The 18,574-nt window shown below is 63.5% G+C and carries 20 protein-coding genes; all 20 read right to left on the bottom strand.

Annotated elements, in window-relative coordinates:
* Positions 1-146: 146 nt before the first annotated feature.
* On the bottom strand, positions 147-1,373 hold the full coding sequence (locus tag AAIS01_RS10920) for a beta-ketoacyl-ACP synthase (RefSeq protein WP_343468969.1): 1,227 nt from the start codon (positions 1,371-1,373) through the stop codon (positions 147-149).
* The gene (gene fabG, locus AAIS01_RS10915) at positions 1,373-2,101 is read right to left on the bottom strand and encodes a 3-oxoacyl-ACP reductase FabG (RefSeq protein WP_343468968.1); all 729 of its coding nucleotides are present in this window, start codon (positions 2,099-2,101) and stop codon (positions 1,373-1,375) included. Before fabG ends, AAIS01_RS10920 begins: the two co-directional genes overlap by 1 nt.
* On the bottom strand, positions 2,098-2,565 hold the full coding sequence (locus AAIS01_RS10910) for a hotdog family protein (RefSeq protein WP_343468967.1): 468 nt from the start codon (positions 2,563-2,565) through the stop codon (positions 2,098-2,100). Before AAIS01_RS10910 ends, fabG begins: the two co-directional genes overlap by 4 nt.
* Positions 2,562-3,758, bottom strand: a complete 1,197-nt coding sequence (locus tag AAIS01_RS10905) for a beta-ketoacyl-[acyl-carrier-protein] synthase family protein (protein WP_343468966.1) — start codon at positions 3,756-3,758, stop codon at positions 2,562-2,564. The genes AAIS01_RS10910 and AAIS01_RS10905 overlap by 4 nt, the downstream gene beginning before the upstream one ends.
* Positions 3,755-4,237: a DUF3261 domain-containing protein gene (locus tag AAIS01_RS10900; RefSeq protein WP_343468965.1), complete on the bottom strand. Its 483-nt coding sequence runs from the start codon at positions 4,235-4,237 to the stop codon at positions 3,755-3,757. The genes AAIS01_RS10905 and AAIS01_RS10900 overlap by 4 nt, the downstream gene beginning before the upstream one ends.
* A complete protein-coding gene (locus AAIS01_RS10895; protein WP_343468964.1) occupies positions 4,234-4,962 on the bottom strand; it encodes a class I SAM-dependent methyltransferase in 729 nt (242 codons plus the stop codon). The genes AAIS01_RS10900 and AAIS01_RS10895 overlap by 4 nt, the downstream gene beginning before the upstream one ends.
* A gap of 10 nt (positions 4,963-4,972) precedes the next feature.
* Entirely contained in the window at positions 4,973-6,220 is a 1,248-nt protein-coding gene (locus AAIS01_RS10890) for an NAD(P)/FAD-dependent oxidoreductase (RefSeq protein ID WP_343468963.1), read from the bottom strand.
* Positions 6,207-7,364 (bottom strand): sodium:proton antiporter, encoded by a 1,158-nt coding sequence (locus AAIS01_RS10885; protein ID WP_343468962.1) that lies wholly within the window; start codon positions 7,362-7,364, stop codon positions 6,207-6,209. The genes AAIS01_RS10890 and AAIS01_RS10885 overlap by 14 nt, the downstream gene beginning before the upstream one ends.
* The gene (locus AAIS01_RS10880; protein WP_343468961.1) at positions 7,361-9,700 is read right to left on the bottom strand and encodes an MMPL family transporter; all 2,340 of its coding nucleotides are present in this window, start codon (positions 9,698-9,700) and stop codon (positions 7,361-7,363) included. Before AAIS01_RS10880 ends, AAIS01_RS10885 begins: the two co-directional genes overlap by 4 nt.
* Positions 9,684-10,277, bottom strand: coding sequence for an outer membrane lipoprotein carrier protein LolA (locus AAIS01_RS10875; protein ID WP_343468960.1), 594 nt, complete (start codon positions 10,275-10,277; stop codon positions 9,684-9,686). The genes AAIS01_RS10880 and AAIS01_RS10875 overlap by 17 nt, the downstream gene beginning before the upstream one ends.
* Positions 10,274-10,699, bottom strand: coding sequence for an acyl-CoA thioesterase (locus tag AAIS01_RS10870; RefSeq protein ID WP_214913664.1), 426 nt, complete (start codon positions 10,697-10,699; stop codon positions 10,274-10,276). The genes AAIS01_RS10875 and AAIS01_RS10870 overlap by 4 nt, the downstream gene beginning before the upstream one ends.
* The gene (locus AAIS01_RS10865) at positions 10,692-12,236 is read right to left on the bottom strand and encodes an HAL/PAL/TAL family ammonia-lyase (protein ID WP_343468959.1); all 1,545 of its coding nucleotides are present in this window, start codon (positions 12,234-12,236) and stop codon (positions 10,692-10,694) included. The genes AAIS01_RS10870 and AAIS01_RS10865 overlap by 8 nt, the downstream gene beginning before the upstream one ends.
* Complete coding sequence (locus AAIS01_RS10860; protein ID WP_343468958.1) at positions 12,217-13,161, bottom strand: lysophospholipid acyltransferase family protein; 945 nt, start codon at positions 13,159-13,161, stop codon at positions 12,217-12,219. Before AAIS01_RS10860 ends, AAIS01_RS10865 begins: the two co-directional genes overlap by 20 nt.
* Positions 13,158-13,892: a glycosyltransferase family 2 protein gene (locus AAIS01_RS10855; RefSeq protein ID WP_343468957.1), complete on the bottom strand. Its 735-nt coding sequence runs from the start codon at positions 13,890-13,892 to the stop codon at positions 13,158-13,160. The genes AAIS01_RS10860 and AAIS01_RS10855 overlap by 4 nt, the downstream gene beginning before the upstream one ends.
* A gap of 161 nt (positions 13,893-14,053) precedes the next feature.
* Complete coding sequence (locus AAIS01_RS10850; RefSeq protein ID WP_343468956.1) at positions 14,054-15,733, bottom strand: ApeI family dehydratase; 1,680 nt, start codon at positions 15,731-15,733, stop codon at positions 14,054-14,056.
* A complete protein-coding gene (locus AAIS01_RS10845; protein ID WP_343468955.1) occupies positions 15,730-16,275 on the bottom strand; it encodes a COG4648 family protein in 546 nt (181 codons plus the stop codon). Before AAIS01_RS10845 ends, AAIS01_RS10850 begins: the two co-directional genes overlap by 4 nt.
* Complete coding sequence (locus AAIS01_RS10840) at positions 16,272-16,526, bottom strand: acyl carrier protein (protein WP_030140951.1); 255 nt, start codon at positions 16,524-16,526, stop codon at positions 16,272-16,274. Before AAIS01_RS10840 ends, AAIS01_RS10845 begins: the two co-directional genes overlap by 4 nt.
* Positions 16,527-16,535: 9 nt before the next feature.
* The gene (locus AAIS01_RS10835) at positions 16,536-16,796 is read right to left on the bottom strand and encodes a phosphopantetheine-binding protein (protein WP_343468954.1); all 261 of its coding nucleotides are present in this window, start codon (positions 16,794-16,796) and stop codon (positions 16,536-16,538) included.
* The gene (locus AAIS01_RS10830) at positions 16,777-17,586 is read right to left on the bottom strand and encodes a lysophospholipid acyltransferase family protein (RefSeq protein WP_343468953.1); all 810 of its coding nucleotides are present in this window, start codon (positions 17,584-17,586) and stop codon (positions 16,777-16,779) included. Before AAIS01_RS10830 ends, AAIS01_RS10835 begins: the two co-directional genes overlap by 20 nt.
* A complete protein-coding gene (locus tag AAIS01_RS10825) occupies positions 17,562-18,281 on the bottom strand; it encodes a beta-ketoacyl synthase chain length factor (RefSeq protein WP_343469047.1) in 720 nt (239 codons plus the stop codon). Before AAIS01_RS10825 ends, AAIS01_RS10830 begins: the two co-directional genes overlap by 25 nt.
* Positions 18,282-18,574: the final 293 nt, after the last annotated feature.

Raw genomic sequence — 18,574 nt, 5'->3', positions numbered from 1 at the left:
AGAGCCGAGGTTTTGACAACAGGTTGAAGAGGGTCGACCTGATGCACTGAGATTTCAGCCCAATGCCTGTGCGAGCCTGCTCGCGATGACGGCAGCACAGCCGACATCGCTGGCGCTGACCTACCGCTATCGCGTTGCTGGTCGACTCAGTGCCAACGCCGGAAAATCAGCGAGGTGTTGACCCCACCGAAGGCGAAGTTGTTGTTCATCACGTATTCGTGGCTCATCGGCCGGAATTCGTTGCGCAGGTAATCGAGCTTGCCACATTGGGGATCAATCTCATCGAGGTTGAAGGTGTGCACGTAGAGGTCACGGTTCATCATTTCGATGCTGAACCAGGATTCCAGCGCCCCGCAGGCACCCAGGGTGTGACCGAGGAAACTCTTCTGCGAGCTGATGGGCATCTGTTCACCAAACAGGCTGCTGGTGGCCAGGGTTTCGGCGATGTCACCCTGTTCGGTGGCGGTGCCATGGCCGTTGACGTAGCCAATGGCAGACGGCTCGAGGTTGGCGTCTTGCAGGGCCAGTTCCATGGCCCGGCGCATGGTGCTCAGTTCCGGACGGGTAGCGTGCTGACCGTCGGCGTTGCTGCCGAAGCCGACGATTTCGGCATGAATTCGCGCCCCTCGGGCCAGGGCGTGTTCCAGCTCTTCAAGTACCAGCATGCCAGCGCCTTCACCGATCACCAGGCCATCGCGGTCCTTGTCATAGGGGCGCGGGCTGGTTTGCGGCGCATCGTTTTTCAGGCTGGTGGCGTACAACGCATCGAAGACCATCGCTTCGGTGGGGCAAAGTTCTTCCGCGCCACCGGCGAGCATCAGCGGCAGGCGACCGAACTTGATCGCCTCATAGGCATAGCCGATGCCATGGCTGCCGCTGGTGCAGGCACTGGAGGTGGGAATCAGCCGTCCGGTAAGCCCGAAGAAGATACTGATATTGGCCGCCGTGGTATGGGGCATCATCCGTACATAGGAGTTGGCGTTCAGCCCTTCGGCGACGCTGTTGAGCAACATGTTGCCGAACGCCTTGATCTCGTCGGTACTGCCGGTGGACGAGCCACAGGAGACGCCCATGCGCCCGTCCTTGATCGACTCATCGCCCAACAGCCCCGCATCAGCCAGGGCCTGTTCCGCGGCGCCGACGGCCAGGCGCGATACCCGGCCCATGCTGCGCAGTTGCTTGCGCGTCCAGTGGGCGGGGACCTGGAAGTCATCGATGGGCCCGGCCAGGCGGGTGTTCAGCTCGGTGAAGCGGTCCCATTCATCCATGCGTCGTATGCCGCTGCGGTTGGCGGCGAAGTTGGCGGCGATGGTTTCCCAGTCGCTGCCCAGAGAGGTAATGCCGGCCATGCCGGTAACAACAACGCGTTTCATCAGCACAGGCCTCCGTTGACGGCCAGGACTTGCCGGGTGATGTAGCCGGCCTCGGCGGACATCAGGAAATTCACCGCGCTCGCGACTTCCTCCGGGGTGCCCATGCGTTGGGCGGGGATCATTTTCATCAGTTCTTCCACGGGCACGTTTTCATCGAGCATGGCGGTATCGATCAGCCCGGGCGCGACGCAATTGACGGTGATCTTGCGCTTGCCCAGCTCGATTGCCAACGCCTTGGCCGCGCCGATCAGGCCGGCCTTCGACGCGCTGTAGTTGACCTGGCCGCGATTGCCGATCAGCCCCGAAACCGAGGTGATGCAAACGATTCGCCCAGCGGCGCGGCGACGGATCATCGGCATCATCACCGGGTGCAGGACATTGTAGAAACCGTCCAGGTTGGTCCGCATCACCACATCCCAGTCGTCCTCGCTCAAGGCCGGGAATGCACCGTCGCGGGTCAGCCCGGCGTTGAGCACCACGCCGTAATAGGCGCCGTGGGTTTCAACATCAGCCTCGAGAATGGTTTTGCAGGCGTTGCGCTCGGACACGTCGAACTGCAGCACCCGGGCATTGCGGCCCAGGGCCTGGATTTCGACCTGTACGGCCTCAGCCTCGGCGCGCCCGCTGCGGCAATGCAGCACGATGTCGTGTCCGGCCTGGGCCAGGCGCAGGGCGATGGCACGGCCGATGCCACGGCTGGAGCCGGTGACCAGTACGGATTCAGTCATGGCGTATTTCCTGTTGCGGACGGTTCATGAAGGTAATGGGCTGGCTGAGGTGGCCGGAACACATTCAACCGGGCCATGGCATGGATACCCGGGGCGTTGATGTGGCATTCGAACACGCCCATGCCGTTGTCGTCTTCCAGCGAGCGCAAACCGTGGATGGTCAACTCAGTGCCCACCGGGAAAAATTCGACGTTGCATTCGAACTTGCGGGTGCCGAGCAAAAAGCCCAGCTCCACGGCGTCACCACGGCGGCGCGCATGACAACCGGCAAACGCCGCGACGCTCTGGGCCATCAACTCGATACCGACCCAGGCAGGCAGCCCGCCGTCGTCGCGGCTGAACAACCCATTGGGCTTGACGGTGGCGAGGGTATGGATCTGCTCATCATCGAACGCCAGGATGCGGTCGATGAGAATCATGTCGCCGGCATGGGGCAGCAGTTCGGCGAGCGGCCAGTCAATCATGGGGCGTCTCCGATAATCAGGCTGACGTTGTTGCCGCCGAAAGCGAACGAGTTGCTCATCAGGCGGCGCGGTGCTGTCGGGTTCAGGCGGGTGCTGGTCGTTACCCACTTCAACGCCGGCAGTTGAGGATCGGCCTGGCCGTCCCAGACATGAGGTGGCAAGGCCTGGGCAGTGTTTTGCGCACTCAGGCTCAACCAGCAGAACGCCGCTTCCAGCGCCCCGGCGGCCCCGAGGGTATGGCCGGTCATGGGCTTGGTCGACGAACAGGGCACTCCCGCTGGAAACAGCTCGGCCACTGCCTGGCTTTCCATGGCGTCGTTGTGTTGCGTGGCGGTGCCGTGCAGGTTCAGGTAATCGATCTGGCCGGGTTGCAGGCCGGCGCGACGCAAGGCTTTTTCCATGGCCTGACGGGCGCCACGACCACTGGGTTCCGGCGCCGAGATATGGTGGGCATCGGAGCTGGCGCCGTCACCCAGCAAGGCTATCGGTGCCGGGTGACCTGGCGTCCTGCTCATGAGAAACAGCACGGCGGCCTCGCCGATGTTGATGCCGCTGCGGTTGACCGAAAACGGATTACAGCGCTCGTCCGACACCGCTTCCAGGGCCGAAAAGCCGTTGAGGGTGAGTTTGCACAGGCTGTCCACGCCACCGCAAAGCACTGCATCGCACAGGCCCAGGTCCAGCAGGCGGCGGGCGCTCATCAAGGCCCGGGCGCTGGATGTGCAGGCGGTGGATATCACATAGGACGGGCCGCTCAGCTCCAGCCAGTCGGAAAGGAAGTTGGCCGGCGCGCTCAGCTCCTGTTGCTGGTAGTCGTAGCCGTCGGGAAAGTGCTGCTCGCGAAGGTAATGGGCAATGCCCTGGCTGGCTTCATCGATGCCCGAGGTGCTGGTGCCCAGCACGACACCGATGCGCGCGCGACCGTAGTTCTGGATGGCCTGGTCGATCTCGCCGCGAATTTGTAGCGCCGCTTCGAGCAGCAACTGATTGTTGCGGCTGCGGTGCGCGATCAGGGATGGGGGTATGCAAGCGAGTTCTCCGGGCACTGAGGCCACTGGCAATTTGCGCTCGGCCACCCAGCCATCCTGTACGCGCACGCCGCTGCAGTCGCCGGCAAACAGGTTGCGCGCCACTTCATCTTTACCCCGGCCCAAGGCGCAAATCACCCCCAGGGCATTCAAATAAGCGGTCATGGGGTGCTCTCGGTCAACGGCATGATGCGGTAGTGCGGGCCTTCGTGCAGGCCCAGTTCAAAACTCAGCGGTTGCTTGTAGCGCACTTGCCAGCGCTGGCCCAGGGTTCGTTGCCCAGCCTCTTGTCGGGCGGTGGGGTAGTTGCCCGGCAGTTCGGTTTCGGGCGTCAGGGCAAACAGCAGCGCGGCGAAAAGCTCACGGGCTTCGGCGTTGGGTGGCAGCAGTCCGTCGGCTTGCCATTGGCCGTCCACCAGGCGTTGGCGGGCCAGGGGAATGCCCAATGGGTCCATCATCGACCAGCGGATGCCAGCGTCTTCGCGCTGGATCACCAGCAGCCAATCCTGGCGCTGCCCGGCCAGTTGCCGCTCGATATGCAACTGCAGCGGCAGTGCCAGGGTTGGTGTGCGTTCCGGCAGCGGCGCCTGACTGGCGCAGGCACTGAGCAACAGCAAGCAGCCAAAAAGCAGCGCACGAATCATTCGACAGTCCCTTCAGCGGGTTTACGGGCCACTACATTGATCAGGGTTTCCTCACGCTCGCCAAAGGGCCGCGGGCGGCGCAGGCCGAAGCGTTCGAGAAGGCCGAAATCCTTGGCGCGGCTCCACCACAGGTAGGGATACGAGACGTTGGCGGCCTCGAACTGGAAACCCTGACCGCGGATCATCTCCAGGTACTGCGCGGCACTTTTCTGCACATGCATGGGATGACGGAACAGCCAGCGGATCACCCAGGTATCGATGTAGGCCACAGTGGACTCCGCGAACATCAGATAGCCGCCGGGCTTGAGCACGCGATAGAACTCGGCGAGGGCTTTTTCCTGCTCTACCAGGTGATGAAAGGTTTGATGGCAGAACAGCAGGTCGACGCTGTCATCAGGCACCGTTAACGTCGCGCAATCGCTGCCGATCAGTTCCACGGCCATGCCTTGGCGTGCGGCTTCCTCCAGGCTCAGGTCCAGGCTGTGAGGGTCGGCGTCGACGCCGATCAGGCGTTGCGGGGCGAACACCTGGCGCAGGTATTGGAACGATTTGCCCTGGCCGCAGCCGGCATCCAGCAGTACCGGGGCCACCGGCAACGGGCCGCTGAAAAGGTTGCGCAGGTCATTGATCGCCACCCGCAAGACATGGTGCTGCCAGGTGTGGCTGCGCAGGAACCAGAAGCCGAAGCGGGTTTCTTCGACGTAGTTGTCGCTCAGGTAGCTCATGGCTGCTTTCTCATGGTGCCGGGCTCGCACAGATTTCCGAGAGCATACGCAGGCGCCGCTTGGGTTCGCTGACGAACGGGTTGCGCTCATCCCAGGCGTACCCGGCCAGGATCGCGCTGATCATGCGGCGAATGTCTGGTGAGCCGTCGGTGTAGAAAATCACATCCTGGAAGGTGCCGGCGTACCAGCCTTCGACGTAGCAGCGGAAGGTATCGACGCCCCGTTTGAGTGGCTCGGCGAATTCGCATTGCCAGTCCACGTTTTCGCCTTGCAACTGACGATGCAGTACACCCGCCGCCATGCTCGCTGAGCGCATGGCGATGGTCACGCCGGAAGAGAACACCGGGTCGAGGAATTCCGCGGCGTTGCCCAGGAGGGCGAACCCGGGACCATGCAGCGTTGTGACATTGGCCGAGTAACCGCCGATGGTTCGGGCGGGGGTGTCCCACACGGCATTCTTCAACACACCGGCCAGGCTTGGGGTTTCGTCGATGAAGCCGCGCAGGCAGGCGTCGAGGTCGTCGGTACGCCCGGCAAAATGCTCTGCCGCCGCGACCACACCCACCGAACAGCGCCCGCCACTGAAGGGAATGGTCCAGAACCATACGTCGCGTTTGCTTGGGTGGGTGGTGATCAGGATTTTTTCCCGATCGAACGCCGGGGCGTCGATGCGATCTTCAATGTGGGTGAATACCGCTTGGCGTACCGGGAAATTCGACGGTGCCTCAAGGTCCAACAGGCGCGGCAGGACCCGGCCATAGCCGCTGGCGTCGAGAACAAAGTCGGCTTCGACCAGGTACTCGCTGCCATCTTCGCGCTGCACGCCCAGTTGTGGGCTGGCAAGTGAGAAGTCAGCGCGGGTGATGGCCTGCCCATAACGGATCTCGACACCTTGCAGCGCCGCCTGATCGGCCAGCAGCTTGTCGAAGTCGGCCCGCTGCACCTGGAAGGTGGTGGGCTTGCCTTTGCTGAAGGTATCGCCGAAATCGAAGGCGCTGTAGCGCTCGCCCCAGGCGAACGCCGCGCCGTTCTTGCGTTGAAACCCGGCGGCATTCACCGCGTCGAGCATGCCGGCCTCTTCGACGAAGTCCAGGCAATGGGACAACAGGCTTTCGCCGATGGAAAACCGTGGGAAGTACTGGCGCTCAATGACCAGTACATCATGGCCCTTGCGCTTGAGCAGCGCGGCGGCGATAGCGCCAGAGGGACCTGCGCCGATGACGACGACCTGTCGACGTTCCGTTTCAACTGTTGGCACTGGAGCTCCTGGCCGGGACGGCAATCGAGGGAATACGGTGGAGTCCGGCCAGGGCCGGCAGCAATGTCGCGATCAGGCCCATCAGCATCAGCGCAAAGTACAACGCCGGGCTGATGAGCTGTTGTTGTAGCAGCAGGTTGAGGAACACGATTTCACTCAAGCCGCGAATATTCAGCAAGACACTTTCGCGCCAGCGACTGGCGCCAGGGAACGAGGCCCCGGCCCAGCCCAGTCCTAGCCAGTTGCCCAGCAGTTTGCTGGCGATGGGTAACAGCAGCAATGCGCTGATCTGCAGCCAATCGAGGCGACTCAGGGCGCTATGGACGTTGATCTGCACGATGCCGAAGGTGAGGATCAGCGGGATCGCCAGGTAGGTCTGCAAACCTTGCATCCAGTTCGCGTTGAGCGGCAACACCAGCGGCACCTTGAGCGCGGCCAGGCACAGCAGATAACCGATGCCGACAATCAGCGCGTTGAGCCGGTAGTGTTCGGCCACCACCAGCAGGGCGAAAAAGATCCCGCTGTGCAGCAGCGGCTGGCGCAGGCCAAGCAGTCGCAACAGCAGCGGCACACAGGCGCCGGCCAACGGCAGCAACAGGCTGGCCAGGTGCAGGCTGCCTTGGGCCAGGGCGAACAGGCTCCAGCAGATCAAGTCGATCAGAATCGCGGTTTGCACCAGGCGCCGTGTGGCGGCGGGCGGGTAGTCGATGTGACGCAGGTACAGGTACAGCACCGGGATGGCGGTGATCGCAAACAGCAGCCCCACCGCCAGGGAACTGATCCAGGGCTGTGGCGGCAGCAGCCAGAGCGCGGTCGCCAAACCGCAGGCGAAGGGAACGCCGAAGCTGGGCAGGGCGACTTTCACGCTCTGGCGGTCCAGTCGCAGGTCGATCACGTCGCTGAGGATGTGCCCCAGCAACAGGGCGAAGGCGAGGCTGTAGAGAGTGCTCAGCCACACCGGCGCCACCAGTTGCGCGCCGCTGAGCTGCCAGCCTGGCTCGATCCAGAAGTACATCAGCAGCGGCAGGCCAAACGTCGCCAACAGCAATTGGCTGACAATCGGGATCAGTCCGAAGCGACGGCCTATGACTGTCGCCATTGCGAACAGCCCCAGGGCCATGAGCCAGAACATCAGGATGATCATTGGGCGGGCTCCGTAACCGCCGCCGCATGGGCCTGATGCCCGGCCCACGGCGCCAGCATGAAACTGAAGGCCAGCCCCAGGCTCACCGCCAAGCCGAAGTTGCTCACCGCCGGCGTGCTGGAAACTGCCAACAGGCCGAACGACAGCCAGGTGGTGACTGCCGCCAGCAGGGTGCCCAGCAGGCTCACCGCAGCGCCGCCCACCTGTTCACGCATCAGGATCGCGTAATCGACGCCGATGGCGGTGACCAGCAACAGGCCGAACAGCCCGAACAGGGTCAGCGGCTGGCCCAGCCAGCCGAGGCTCGCCAGGCTGCACAGCGCCGCCAACAACGGCAGGGCAACGATGCGAAGGGCCCCGCCGACGCCGAACGGCCAGATCAATAACAGCACGATGAGCATGCAGGAGGCCAGTTTCAACTCGGCGGCGCTGACCTGCGTGGCGGCAAAGACCCGATTCAGGTCCCCCAGGCGATCGACCAGCTGGACGCCAGGCAGATCGAGCGTCTGCACCCTGAGCAACGCCGCATCATTCAAGCCTTGCAGGCTGACGACCGCCGCCACGCCGTCTGTCGTTGGACCGAGCCAGAGTGTGCGATACGGTTCGGCCAGGGGGCCGCTGAGCGCAGTATCGATGTCGGTCACCGGCAAGGCCTGCAATTGCGCCAGTTCGGCTTGCAGTGCGCTGACCGGAACGCCCAGGTCCAGCAGCGGTTGCCAGAACGCCGGCAACCGGGCCAGGGCTTCACGCACTTTCTGTTGTTCGGCGGGCGGGCTGACCAGTTGGTTCAGCGACAGGTAGCCCTCAAGCTTCTCCAGGCCAATCAACTGCTCCAACCGCTCGTTGAGCACCGTCTGACGTTCCAGCAGTTGTGGCTGGTCATCGGCGCGGATCAGGAAGAACTGGCTGGTGGGTTGGAAACCGCTGATACGGGCGATGGCCTGGGCTTCGTCGGTCAACTGCTCGGGCGTGCCGATCCATTGGCGGATGTCGTTTTTCGTGGTCAGTTGCCAGAGGCCGCCGGCGCAGAAGATCAGCAAGAGCCCCAACAAGACCGGTGTACGCACCCGCGCCAGCAACGCTTCGCGCGCCCTGAGCAACTGTTCGCACAGCCGCAGCGGCCACTGGGCCGGGCGTAAGTCCACGCCCTTGAGTAGCGCCGGCAAGAGGCAAACCGCTGTCAGGTAAGCGCCGATCAAACCGGCGGCGGAAAATATCGCGATCTGGGTCAGGGCCGGGAAAGGCGTCCAGGCCAGGGCCAGATAGCCGATGCAACTGGTCGCCAGGCTCAGGCTCAGCCCCGGCAGGGTCAGGCGCAGGGCCGACCAACTGCGCCACGGTTTGAAGCTCCAGCTTTTGGACAGGTAGTGCAGCGGGTAATCCACCGCCACGCCGATCAGGCTGGACCCCAGCACCAGGGTCATGACATGCATGCGTCCGAACAGCGCCACGCAGGCCACCGCGCCGAACAGAATGCCCACCAGTACCGGTACGAAGGCCAGCCACGCTCGCAAACGTCGGAAGGCCAGCAACAGCAATAGCAAAATACCGATTGTCGCCCCGCCGCCGACCCAGGTGATTTCCCGCGAAGCCTGTTGTTGGCCACTGGCGGCGTACAGCAGGCCGCTGGCCGCCAGCAATTGCCCCTGGGCTTGGCCCGCCTGATCACGGCTGCGTTGCAGCAGCTCGGCCACTTGCAGCGGCAGGGCCATGTCGAAAGCGTTGCCATGGGTGCGGGCTCGCAACAGCACCCAGTGTTTGCCGTCGGCTTCAGCGATCAGCGCGCCGCTGCCCACGTCCAGCTGTATCGCCCCGCGTTGGGGCTGGCTGTTCTGGATGCGCCCGGTGAGGCCGAGCCAGTCGTCCTGGCTCGGCACCAGGCTGAAGCCGCTGAACGGATCGAAGAGCGCCTGCACCCGCTGCTGGATGAAGGCCTGGGGCTGATCGATCAATTGTTGTCGGTCCGCTGCCGAGAGCATTGCCAGTCGCCCGGTAAGCAATTGCGTACGCAAGGCCGGCAGGTCGGCCTGCAACGTCCACTGGACCTTGTCGAACAAACCGCTGGCCTGCCACTGCTCGCCAAGGGTTTGCGCCAGAGTGATCGCCTGCTGGCGGTCGGTGTGCCCGACCAGTAGCAGCACCTCGCGGTTAAGAGGTTCTTGCATGCGTTGTTCGGCGACGAGCTCAAGCGCATCAGGCGTGGTGCCGGGCACCAGCTCCATGAGGTTGGCCGACAGCGGCGCGCCATTGCGCCACTGCCAGCCGGCCAGCGCCAGCACCGCCAACAGCAGAATCAGGAACAGTCGCGGCAGCTTGTGTTCACTCGGCAAAGTCATGTTGCTCCGCTTCGCTCAAGGCTTTCGCGCCGGTGCTGTCCTGCATGCGCAGCACGGTACGGTCACCCTGGGTTTCCAGCAGTTCGATACGCTGCACCAGTTCGCCGCCATCGATGTTGATCTGCTTGAAGATTTGTTTGAGCAGCACTGAGCGCGGGGTCAGGGTGAGCTGCCACTGCTGCGCCTGACCCGACAGGCTGAGGTCGAAGTCCCGTTGCAGGCCACTGCTGTCGCCCTGTAACACCGCAAGGAACAAGCGATTCTGCTCGGCCCCGGCACTCTTGTTCGGCAGGGTCTGCCAGGTGTCGCCCTCGCGCCGGGCGATTCCCTGAGGGGTGATGCGGTAATCCTGCTGCAGCGGGGTGTGCAGCAACCACAGCAGGCCATGGTTCTTCGCCAGCACGAAACGGCCCTTGCTGGTGAGCGGCTGGGGCAGGGCGCGCAAGTGTTTTTCCTGGATGAACTGCCCGTGGATCACGTGCGGGCGCGCCAGTTGTTCGCTCAACTGTTGCAAGTCGAACGCCTGGGCCAAGGGCGACAGGCCCCCCAGCAGCAGCCAGATGAACAGGCGCTTCACGGCAGTTTCCTTTCGACGGCTTCGACAAAGACCCGGGGTGAGGCCAACAGCATTTCGCGACTCGCGACGTCCACCGCCACTTGCACCGAGCTGGCGCGGGTCAGGCGTTCGCCGGTGCTCGCGTCGCTAATGAGGTAATTGATCTTCAAGCGGTTTTCCCATTCCACCAGGCTGGCGCGCACGGTCAGGGTCTGACCGAACACGGCACTGCGCACGTAGCGCAGTTGCAGGTCGATCACCGGCCACGCATGGCCGGAGGCGAGCATGTCGTTGTAGTTGTGGCCGATCAGGTCGAGCAAGGCGCAGCGGGCCACTTCCAGGTACTTGACGTAGTGACCGTGCCAGACCACGTTCATCGAATCGACATCGAAAAACGGCACCACGATCTGCGTTTCGACGTGCAACACCCCTTGGCTACGCATGCAGCCTCCAGTGTTGCTCGGCGATGCGTTGCAGGCACAGGCGCAATTCGCCTTCCAGGGCGCGATCCTCGATGACCGGCGGGAAATCCACGGCCAGTTGTTCGTGCATGGCGGCCAGGGCTGGAGGCAGCGCCCGGGCATCTTCGGCACGGCTGCGCAGCCACACGCCCTGGTTGGCGGCCAGCAGCGTCGCGGCGGCCACTTGTTCGGTCAGCTCCAGCACGCGGATCGCATCCCGGGCAGCGATGGTGCCCATGCTCACCTTGTCCTGGTTGTGGCATTCGGTGGAGCGCGAGAACACGCTGGCCGGCATGGTGTTTTTCAAGGCTTCGGCGGTCCAGGCGCTGGTGCCGATCTGCACTGCCTTGAAACCATGGTTGAGCATCGCGCGTTCGGCGCTGGCGCCGGACAGGTTGCTGGGCAGGCCGTGGTTGTAGCGTTCGTCCACCAAGAGCGCGAGCTGGCGGTCCAGCAGATCGGCGACATTGGCCACCAGGTTCTTGAGGCTGTCCATGGCAAAGGCGATATGCCCGCCGTAGAAATGCCCGCCGTGCAGTACGCGCTCGGCTTCGGCGTCGATGATCGGGTTGTCGTTGGCGCTGTTGAGCTCGATTTCGATGAATGAACGCAACCAGTTCAGACTGTCGGCCAGCACGCCGAGCACGTGGGGCGCGCAGCGCAGGGAGTAGCGATCCTGCAGGCGATGCAGCGGCGCGGTGGGGGCGTCGATCGCCAGGTCCTTGCGCAACCACGCGGCCACTTGCATCTGCCCCGGATGCGGCTTGGCGGCGAACAGGCGCTCATCGAAGTGCTCCGGGTTACCTTGCAATGCGACCACGTTCAGCGCGGTGATGCGGGTCGCCAGTTGCAACAGGTAGTCGGCGCGGGCGAAGGCCAGGCAGGCCAGGCCGGTCATTACGGCGGTGCCGTTCATCAGCGCGAGGGCTTCTTTGGGGCGCAGCACCAGCGGCGTCCAGCCCAGCTCGCGATGCACATCGGCGGCCAGTCGACGTTCGCCGCGGTACATCACTTGCCGTTCGCCGGAGAGGGTGGCGGCGACGTAGGACAGGGGCGTCAGGTCCCCGCTGGCGCCCACCGAGCCTTCTTCCGGAATCAGCGGCAGGATGTCATGTTCGAGAAAGGCCTGGAGCCGCTCCAGCAGTTCCACGCGCACCCCGGACACGCCGTGGCACAGTGACTGCAAACGCGCGGCCAGCACGGCGCGGGTGGCCTGGGGGTCCAGAAGTTTGCCCAGGCCGCAACCGTGAAACGTATACAAGTGACGGGGCAGGGCCTCGACGTGGTGCAACGGCACGGCCACCACGCAGGAGTCGCCATAACCGGTGGTCACGCCGTAGATCACGCCTTCCTTGTTCAGCAAAGAATCGAGGAATTGCGCACCCTTGGCGATGCGCTGGCGGAATGCCGGATCATCCTGCAACTGCGTCTGCACCTGACGATTGGCCAGGGCCAGGACGTCCTCGATGCGCAAAGGGCGTTCGCCGAAGGTTACCGGCTCAAGAGTGGGCATCGTCATCGGCCTTCCAGAAAGGGTAAAAGTTGAACCACTGCTGCGGTGCCTGGAGGCAATAGTGCGCCAGGCGCTGGGCGTAGAGGCCGGCCCAATGGGCGATGACCTGCTCGCGGTCGCTGCGTTTCCACACCACGGCCTCGGCGAAGGGTTCGAGGGTGACTCGATAGCGTCCCTCGTGCTTGAGGCACATCAGCAGGTTGATTGGGCATTTGAGCAGCCCGGCCAGCAGCCAGGGCCCTTGGGGAAATGCCGCCGGGCGCCCCATGAAGTCCACGGTCGCGGTGCGTGCGCCGTGCAGCGGTATGCGGTCGCCGGCGATCGCCAGCCACTCGCCGCGCTCCAGGCGTTCGCTCAGTTGCAGCATGATCACCGGGTCCAGCTCGCTGACCTGGATCAGCCGCAGATGCGTGGCGCCGGCTTCCCCCAGCAAACGATTGAACTGTTCGGCGTGCTTGGTGTGCACCAGCACGTTCATGGTCACTTTCTCGCCCAGCTCGGCCAGGGCCCGGCACATTTCCAGGTTGCCCAGGTGCGCGCCCACCAGCATCTGCCCACGGCTGTCGCGCAAGTGATTGCGCAGCAATGCCGGATCGACGATTTCAATCTGTTCCAGGCTCAGTTTGCCGTTCCAGACGTCGAGCTTGTCCAGCAGGGAGTCGGCAAACGCCATGAACTGCCCGAACACTCGCCAATGGCTTGGGCGCAGCTCGGTGCGGCCGCTCCAGTCGGCCAGGTGCTGCTGGTATTGCCAGGCTGCCTGCCGGGCGCTGCGGCCGAAAATGAAGAAGTACAGCACGATGCCATAGAGCAACGGGCTCAATAAGCGGCGGCCCAACACCCTGGCGGCGACCGCAGTGAGTTTCATCAGCCAGAAACTGCCGCGCTCCTGTCGGTCGGCCCAGTGCTGCTTGTCTGTCTCAAGGCTCATGTTCGCCACCGTCGCCAGAGAATCCAGGGAGAGCGCACCAGCATGCCGAAGAACAACCGGGTGTGCATGCTGGAAATCAGCACGTTGTCGTGGAACAGGCGGAAGTGCGAAACCCCGTCCAAGGGGTAGTGAACCCGGGTACGCAACCAGCGCATCGGTTGATTGCGCCAGGCCAGGCGCACCAGGATGTCGGAGTCGAAATCCATGCGCTTGCCAATGTTCGCCGAATCGATCAGCGTCAGGACCGGTGGCAAGGGGTAGACCCGAAACCCGCACATCGAGTCGCGGATTTGCAGGGACAGGCTGTTGACCCAGACCATGACATGCGTCAGGTAGCGCGCATACAAGCGGCCTTTGGGCACGCTTTCATCGTATTGGGGATAACCGCAGATCACCGCCTCCGGGTGGGCGCGGGATTGCTTGATGAAGTTCTTCACGTCGCCCAGATCGTGTTGCCCGTCGGCATCGACCTGCAGGGCGTGGCTGAAGCCCAAGCGCGATGCTTCCCGCAGGCCGGCCATCACCGCGCCCCCCTTGCCTTGATTGATTGCCAGCCTGACCAGATGAACCTGCTCGCCCTCGGCCAGCCGCGCCAATACCGCCGCGCAGGCCGGGCTGCTGGCGTCGTCCACCAGCACGCAGGGCAGGCCGTTGGCGAGCAGCGCCTGCACCACGGTCGCGATGGCGGTTTCGTGGTTGTAGACCGGGATGACGGCGCAGGGGTTATGCATGTTGGCTGCTTTCCTCCGATCCATTGTGCACAGGTCGCTTATTGTGGCGAGGGAGCTTGCTCCCGCTGGGCTGCGAAGCAGACCCCTGTTTTCGAGAACGCTGAGCGAGCGCTGCGCGCTCGAGCGGGAGCAAGCTCCCTCGCCACGGGAGAGCGGTGTGATTAATCATTGGCCATTCCCAGCACAATCCGCCCACTGGAGCAGGCCGCCGTGTCATTGCGATAAGCGAAGTACAGCTTGCCGCGCTCACGGTCGAAGCGCAGGTGCAGTTGGATTTCATCGCCGGGGCGCACCAGTTGCTGGAATTTCAGCACTTCCATGCCGACGAACCGCGGCGGCAAGTCCATCAGTGTTCGGCCCAGGCTCAAGGCCCAGTCGACCTGCACTACGCCGGGCAGTACCGGCGCAGTGGGAAAGTGGCCGCTGAAATACGCCAGGTCCGGGGGCACCGCCAGTTGCAGGCTCCATTGCCCGTCGGTCTCGATTTGTTCGAGCACTTCGGGAGCTTTGGGGCGCGCTGCCATCAGCAAGGCTTCAACTTCGGCCTGGGGCAGTTTGCCCTGGGGGTTGAGCGGCAACTGCCGCAGCCAGCGCCAGCGTCGAGGCAAGGCGAGCGTTTCGCAGTGTTCGTTCAAGTGATGGCGCAAGGCTTCGGTCACGGCGCGTCGGCCCAGGTTGCGCAAGGCGTGCAGGCCGCTTTCGCTCAGCACCAGCAGCGCCCCGAGGGAGGCGCGATTTTCCTGGACCACCCCCAGCCTTGCTTCGCTGACCCAGTCGTGGGTCATCAGCGCCTGTTCCAGCATGGGCAGTGAAATGCGTTTCTCTTCAAGCTTGACGATGCGGTCCAGTCGTCCGAGCAGTTCGAAGCATCCATCCTCGGCGATCCGCGCCGCGTCGGCAGTGTGCTCCACATGGCCGGCCGGCAAATAAGGCGAGGCGATCAGCAGGGCGCCGTCACTGTCCTGGCTCAGCTTTACGTCGGCGAAGGGCTGCCATAAGCCCGCGCCCTGACGCCAGGCAATGCCGCCGGTTTCTGAACTGCCAAAGATCTCCGTCGGCCATTGCCCCAGTCGCTGGTGCAGGCTTTGTGCAGCCTCGGTCGGCAAGGCACCGCCGGAGGAAAATACCCGGCGTACGCCGCTCAGTGCCGGCCAGTCGAGGTTATCGCCCATGCGCTTGAGCAAGGCCGGGCTGGCGACCCAGGCAAAAGCCGGGTACTGGCGGCTGGCGCGTTGCAGGTCTTCCGGAAAAGCCAGTTGCCGACGCACGAATGTACGCCCGGCGCACAGCGGCCACAGCACGCGAAACAGCAGGCCATAGATGTGCTGGGTGGCGACGCTGCCGATCATGCACGCCGGGCCCAGGTCGGCGCCCCACAGTTGTTCCAGCGCCTGAACTTCGTTACTCAACTGACGCAGGTTTTTTTCGATGCGCTTGGGCTCGCCGCTTGAACCGGAGGTGCACAGGCTCAGCCAGCACTGATCGAGGTCCAGTTCCGTGGCCTCAAGGGGGGCTTGTTGCAGATCGTCGAGACGGATGTCCGTGGGGTGATCGGTCAACCACAGGTCGACGTCCGCCGACCAGCGCTGGCGGGTCTGGGCTTGCAGGTCGGCCGGGAGCAGGACGCAGACCCCGGCGCGCCAGGCACCGAGCAGGGCCACCGCCAGGTCGGCGGCGTCTTCCAGGTGCACCGCCAGGCGCCGTACGCCTCGGGCCTGCAGGCTGGCGGCCAGGCTCAGCGCCGCGTCCCGCAGTTGCGAATGGTTCAGCGCCGGTTCGACGGCCACAGCACGTTCCGGCTGGGCGCTGAGCAACATCTGCTCAAGTGTTATCCAATTCATGGGCGGCCTCTTACCCGTTGTCGTATAAGCCATTCAATGGCAAACAGCAGCCCCATCAATCCGTAGGAAATCAGGCCGGTGTACAACATCCACCAGCTCAGCGGCGCCCAGAGGGTCAGGGCGGCGGCGAGCAAGCCGTTACACAGGAAAAACACACTCCAGACCACCGTGACCTGGCGGGTATACACCACCGCCTTGGCCGGTAGCTGTGGTTCGCGCAGACGGGCCAGGCGTTCAACTATCGGCGGACCGTATTTCAGGCTCAGGGCGAACAGCCCGAGCATGAAGGCGCTGATCAGTACTGGATACCAGCGCAGCAGGAGCGGGCTGTCGAACAGCGCGAGCAATACACTGAAGGCAATTGCCGTCATCGCCATCCAACGGCTGCCGGGCCCGCCTTTGCCGAGCAAGGCTCGGGCCAACCACAGGCTACCCAGCAGCAAGCCGAACTGCCACGGGGCGAAATGCTCCATGCCGAAATACACCGCAAAGGGGTACAGCAGGCCTACCAGCAGCAGGCCGAGGCCAATCAGCCGGGTCATGCGGCCGGTTGAACCAGTCGATAGACCGCCTCGACCACGTCGTTGACGGTGCGCACCGACTTGAATTCTTCGGCGGCGATTTTCTTGCCGGTCTGGCGCTTGATGTGGTCAATCAGGTCGACCGCGTCGATGCTGTCGATTTCCAGATCCTGGTACAGGTTCGATTCCAGCGTTACGCGCTCAGGGTCCAGCTCGAAAAGCTCCACCAGAGCATCGCGCAGGGTATTGAAAATGTCGTCACGAGTTTGCATGGTCCGGTCTCAGGCTACGCGTTTTGCAGTGACGAAGGCCGCAAGGCTTGCCACATTGCTGAAATGGTTGCGGGTGTCCTTGGCGTCGGCATCGATCTTGATGCCGTACTGTTTCTGGATCGCCAGCCCAAGCTCCAGGGCATCCACCGAGTCCAGGCCCAGGCCCTCGCCAAACAGGGTCTGGTGGTCACCGATGTCGTCGGTGCTGATGTCCTCAAGGCCCAGGGCGTCGATGATCAGCTGTTTGATGTCACGGTGCAGATCGCTCATCTTCGGCGAGCTCCTTGATGTAATAGTGATGCAGAAAATCGTTGAGCCTGCGCGACGCCTGAGGCGGGGGGCCGAGCGCGGCGAACGCCTGTGGATCTATATCGGCCCCCACGTGAAAACTGAAGTGCACGCGGCGTTGGGGGATGCGATACCAGGGTTCGGCCTTGGTCAAAGTGGTGGGGCAGACCTTGATGGTCACCGGAGTGAGGATTTTCGCACCTCGCAGGGCGATGGCCGCTGCGCCCCGATGAAAGGCCGGCGGCTGGCCTGGCTGGGTGCGAGTACCTTCGGGAAACACGATCAGGCTCTGGCCGTCCTGCAGGGCGTCGCTGGCGGCATCGAGCATGTCCATGCTGCCATCATTGCTGATGTATTGGGTCGAGCGCAGCGGGCCGCGGGTGAAGGGGTTTTCCCACAGGCTCTGCTTGACCACGCAGTTGGCGTCGCGCACCAGGCCGATCAGGAACACCACGTCGATCAGCGACGGATGGTTGGCGATGATCATTTGCCCGGGGCGACCTAGCTTTTCCGCGCCGTCGATCCGATAGGTGAGCACGCCGGTGCGGGCCATGAAACGAATAAAGAACCAGAACAATCGCCCCACGGTACGGCGGGCCCGCAGGCGGTGGGCCTGGGCGTCGCCGGGCAGCCAGGTCAGCAATGGAAACACCAGCAATCGCAGGCACAGTCCGCCCAGCCCGAACAGGACGAAGCTTGCTGCGGTCGCGAACAGACGCCAGTAGTAGGCGTCGCGATGTTTACCGTTCACCGGTTGCATTGCCAGGTCCATAGACGATTCTTCCAGGCATGTTGGCAGGTGGATGGGGGGTTGAGCAGCGTACGCAACAAACCCAGGGCATGGGGCCAGTCGCTGGCGGGCCTTTGATCGGCCTGGGTGGACAGGTCCAGTTGCCAATCGTCGCCTGGAGTCAACAGCAGGCCCATTGCATAGGGGAAGGGCACGTCGTTGACCCAGGGGGCGTACACCTGGGGTGGCTGCTCTTCGGTGATTACCAGCAGAACCGCCGCCGCACCCTCGTTCAACAGCGCAACGGCTTCCAGGATCCCGTGTTCCAGCCCGTCGCCAGTGGCCGCCAGGGCGGTCATTTCGCTGGTTTCGCCACGCAGGATCGACCACAGACCGATCACGGCGTTATGCACCGACAGGCTGAATTGAGTCGGCGATAACGGTTGGTTGGCTGCCAGGTCCTTGAGAATCTCAAAAGTGCGTGGGGTTTCGCCGTGGCGGGAAATAAAGACCAACGGTAGGTTCGTCCGGCCTTCGGCCAGTGGCCAGCCGACGCTGAAGGCCATCCGCGCCAGGCGACTGAGGCGTCGGCGCTGCATGGCCGGCAGAAACGAAACGTCAGGGGCGGCATCGCTGGCGGGCAACACGACCGGCTGTCGGCTCCACGCCTGCCAGTCGTCCACGCTTTCGAGCCCAGGGGCCCACGCGCGCCATTGGGCGATGTTGAAATTGATCACAAATACACCCCACCCCTGCGGGCTTTTATTGTCACGGTTCAGTGGCTTGACCCGCGTCCAACCCTGCATGGTCTTGCGACCCAAGTGGCGCGCATTATCCCGGTGCGGTTGGCTTGTAGCAAATGCTGGTTACATTTTGCTCAGCGAAATGTACCGGTTCGTTCGTCCAGGCGCAGACAAGAGCCATTGTCGCGATTATGACGAGGATGTCTGTCGGACGTTTCTCTGGTTTTCGAGGTCAATGGATGCTCCATTGCTGGAAAAAGCCACAGACCTTGTGGTCCGGCCACACC

Origin of the sequence: Pseudomonas halotolerans (assembly GCF_039581215.1) — a bacterium.
GTDB lineage: Bacteria > Pseudomonadota > Gammaproteobacteria > Pseudomonadales > Pseudomonadaceae > Aquipseudomonas > Aquipseudomonas tehranensis.
This window is presented reverse-complemented; position numbering and strand designations above follow the sequence as displayed.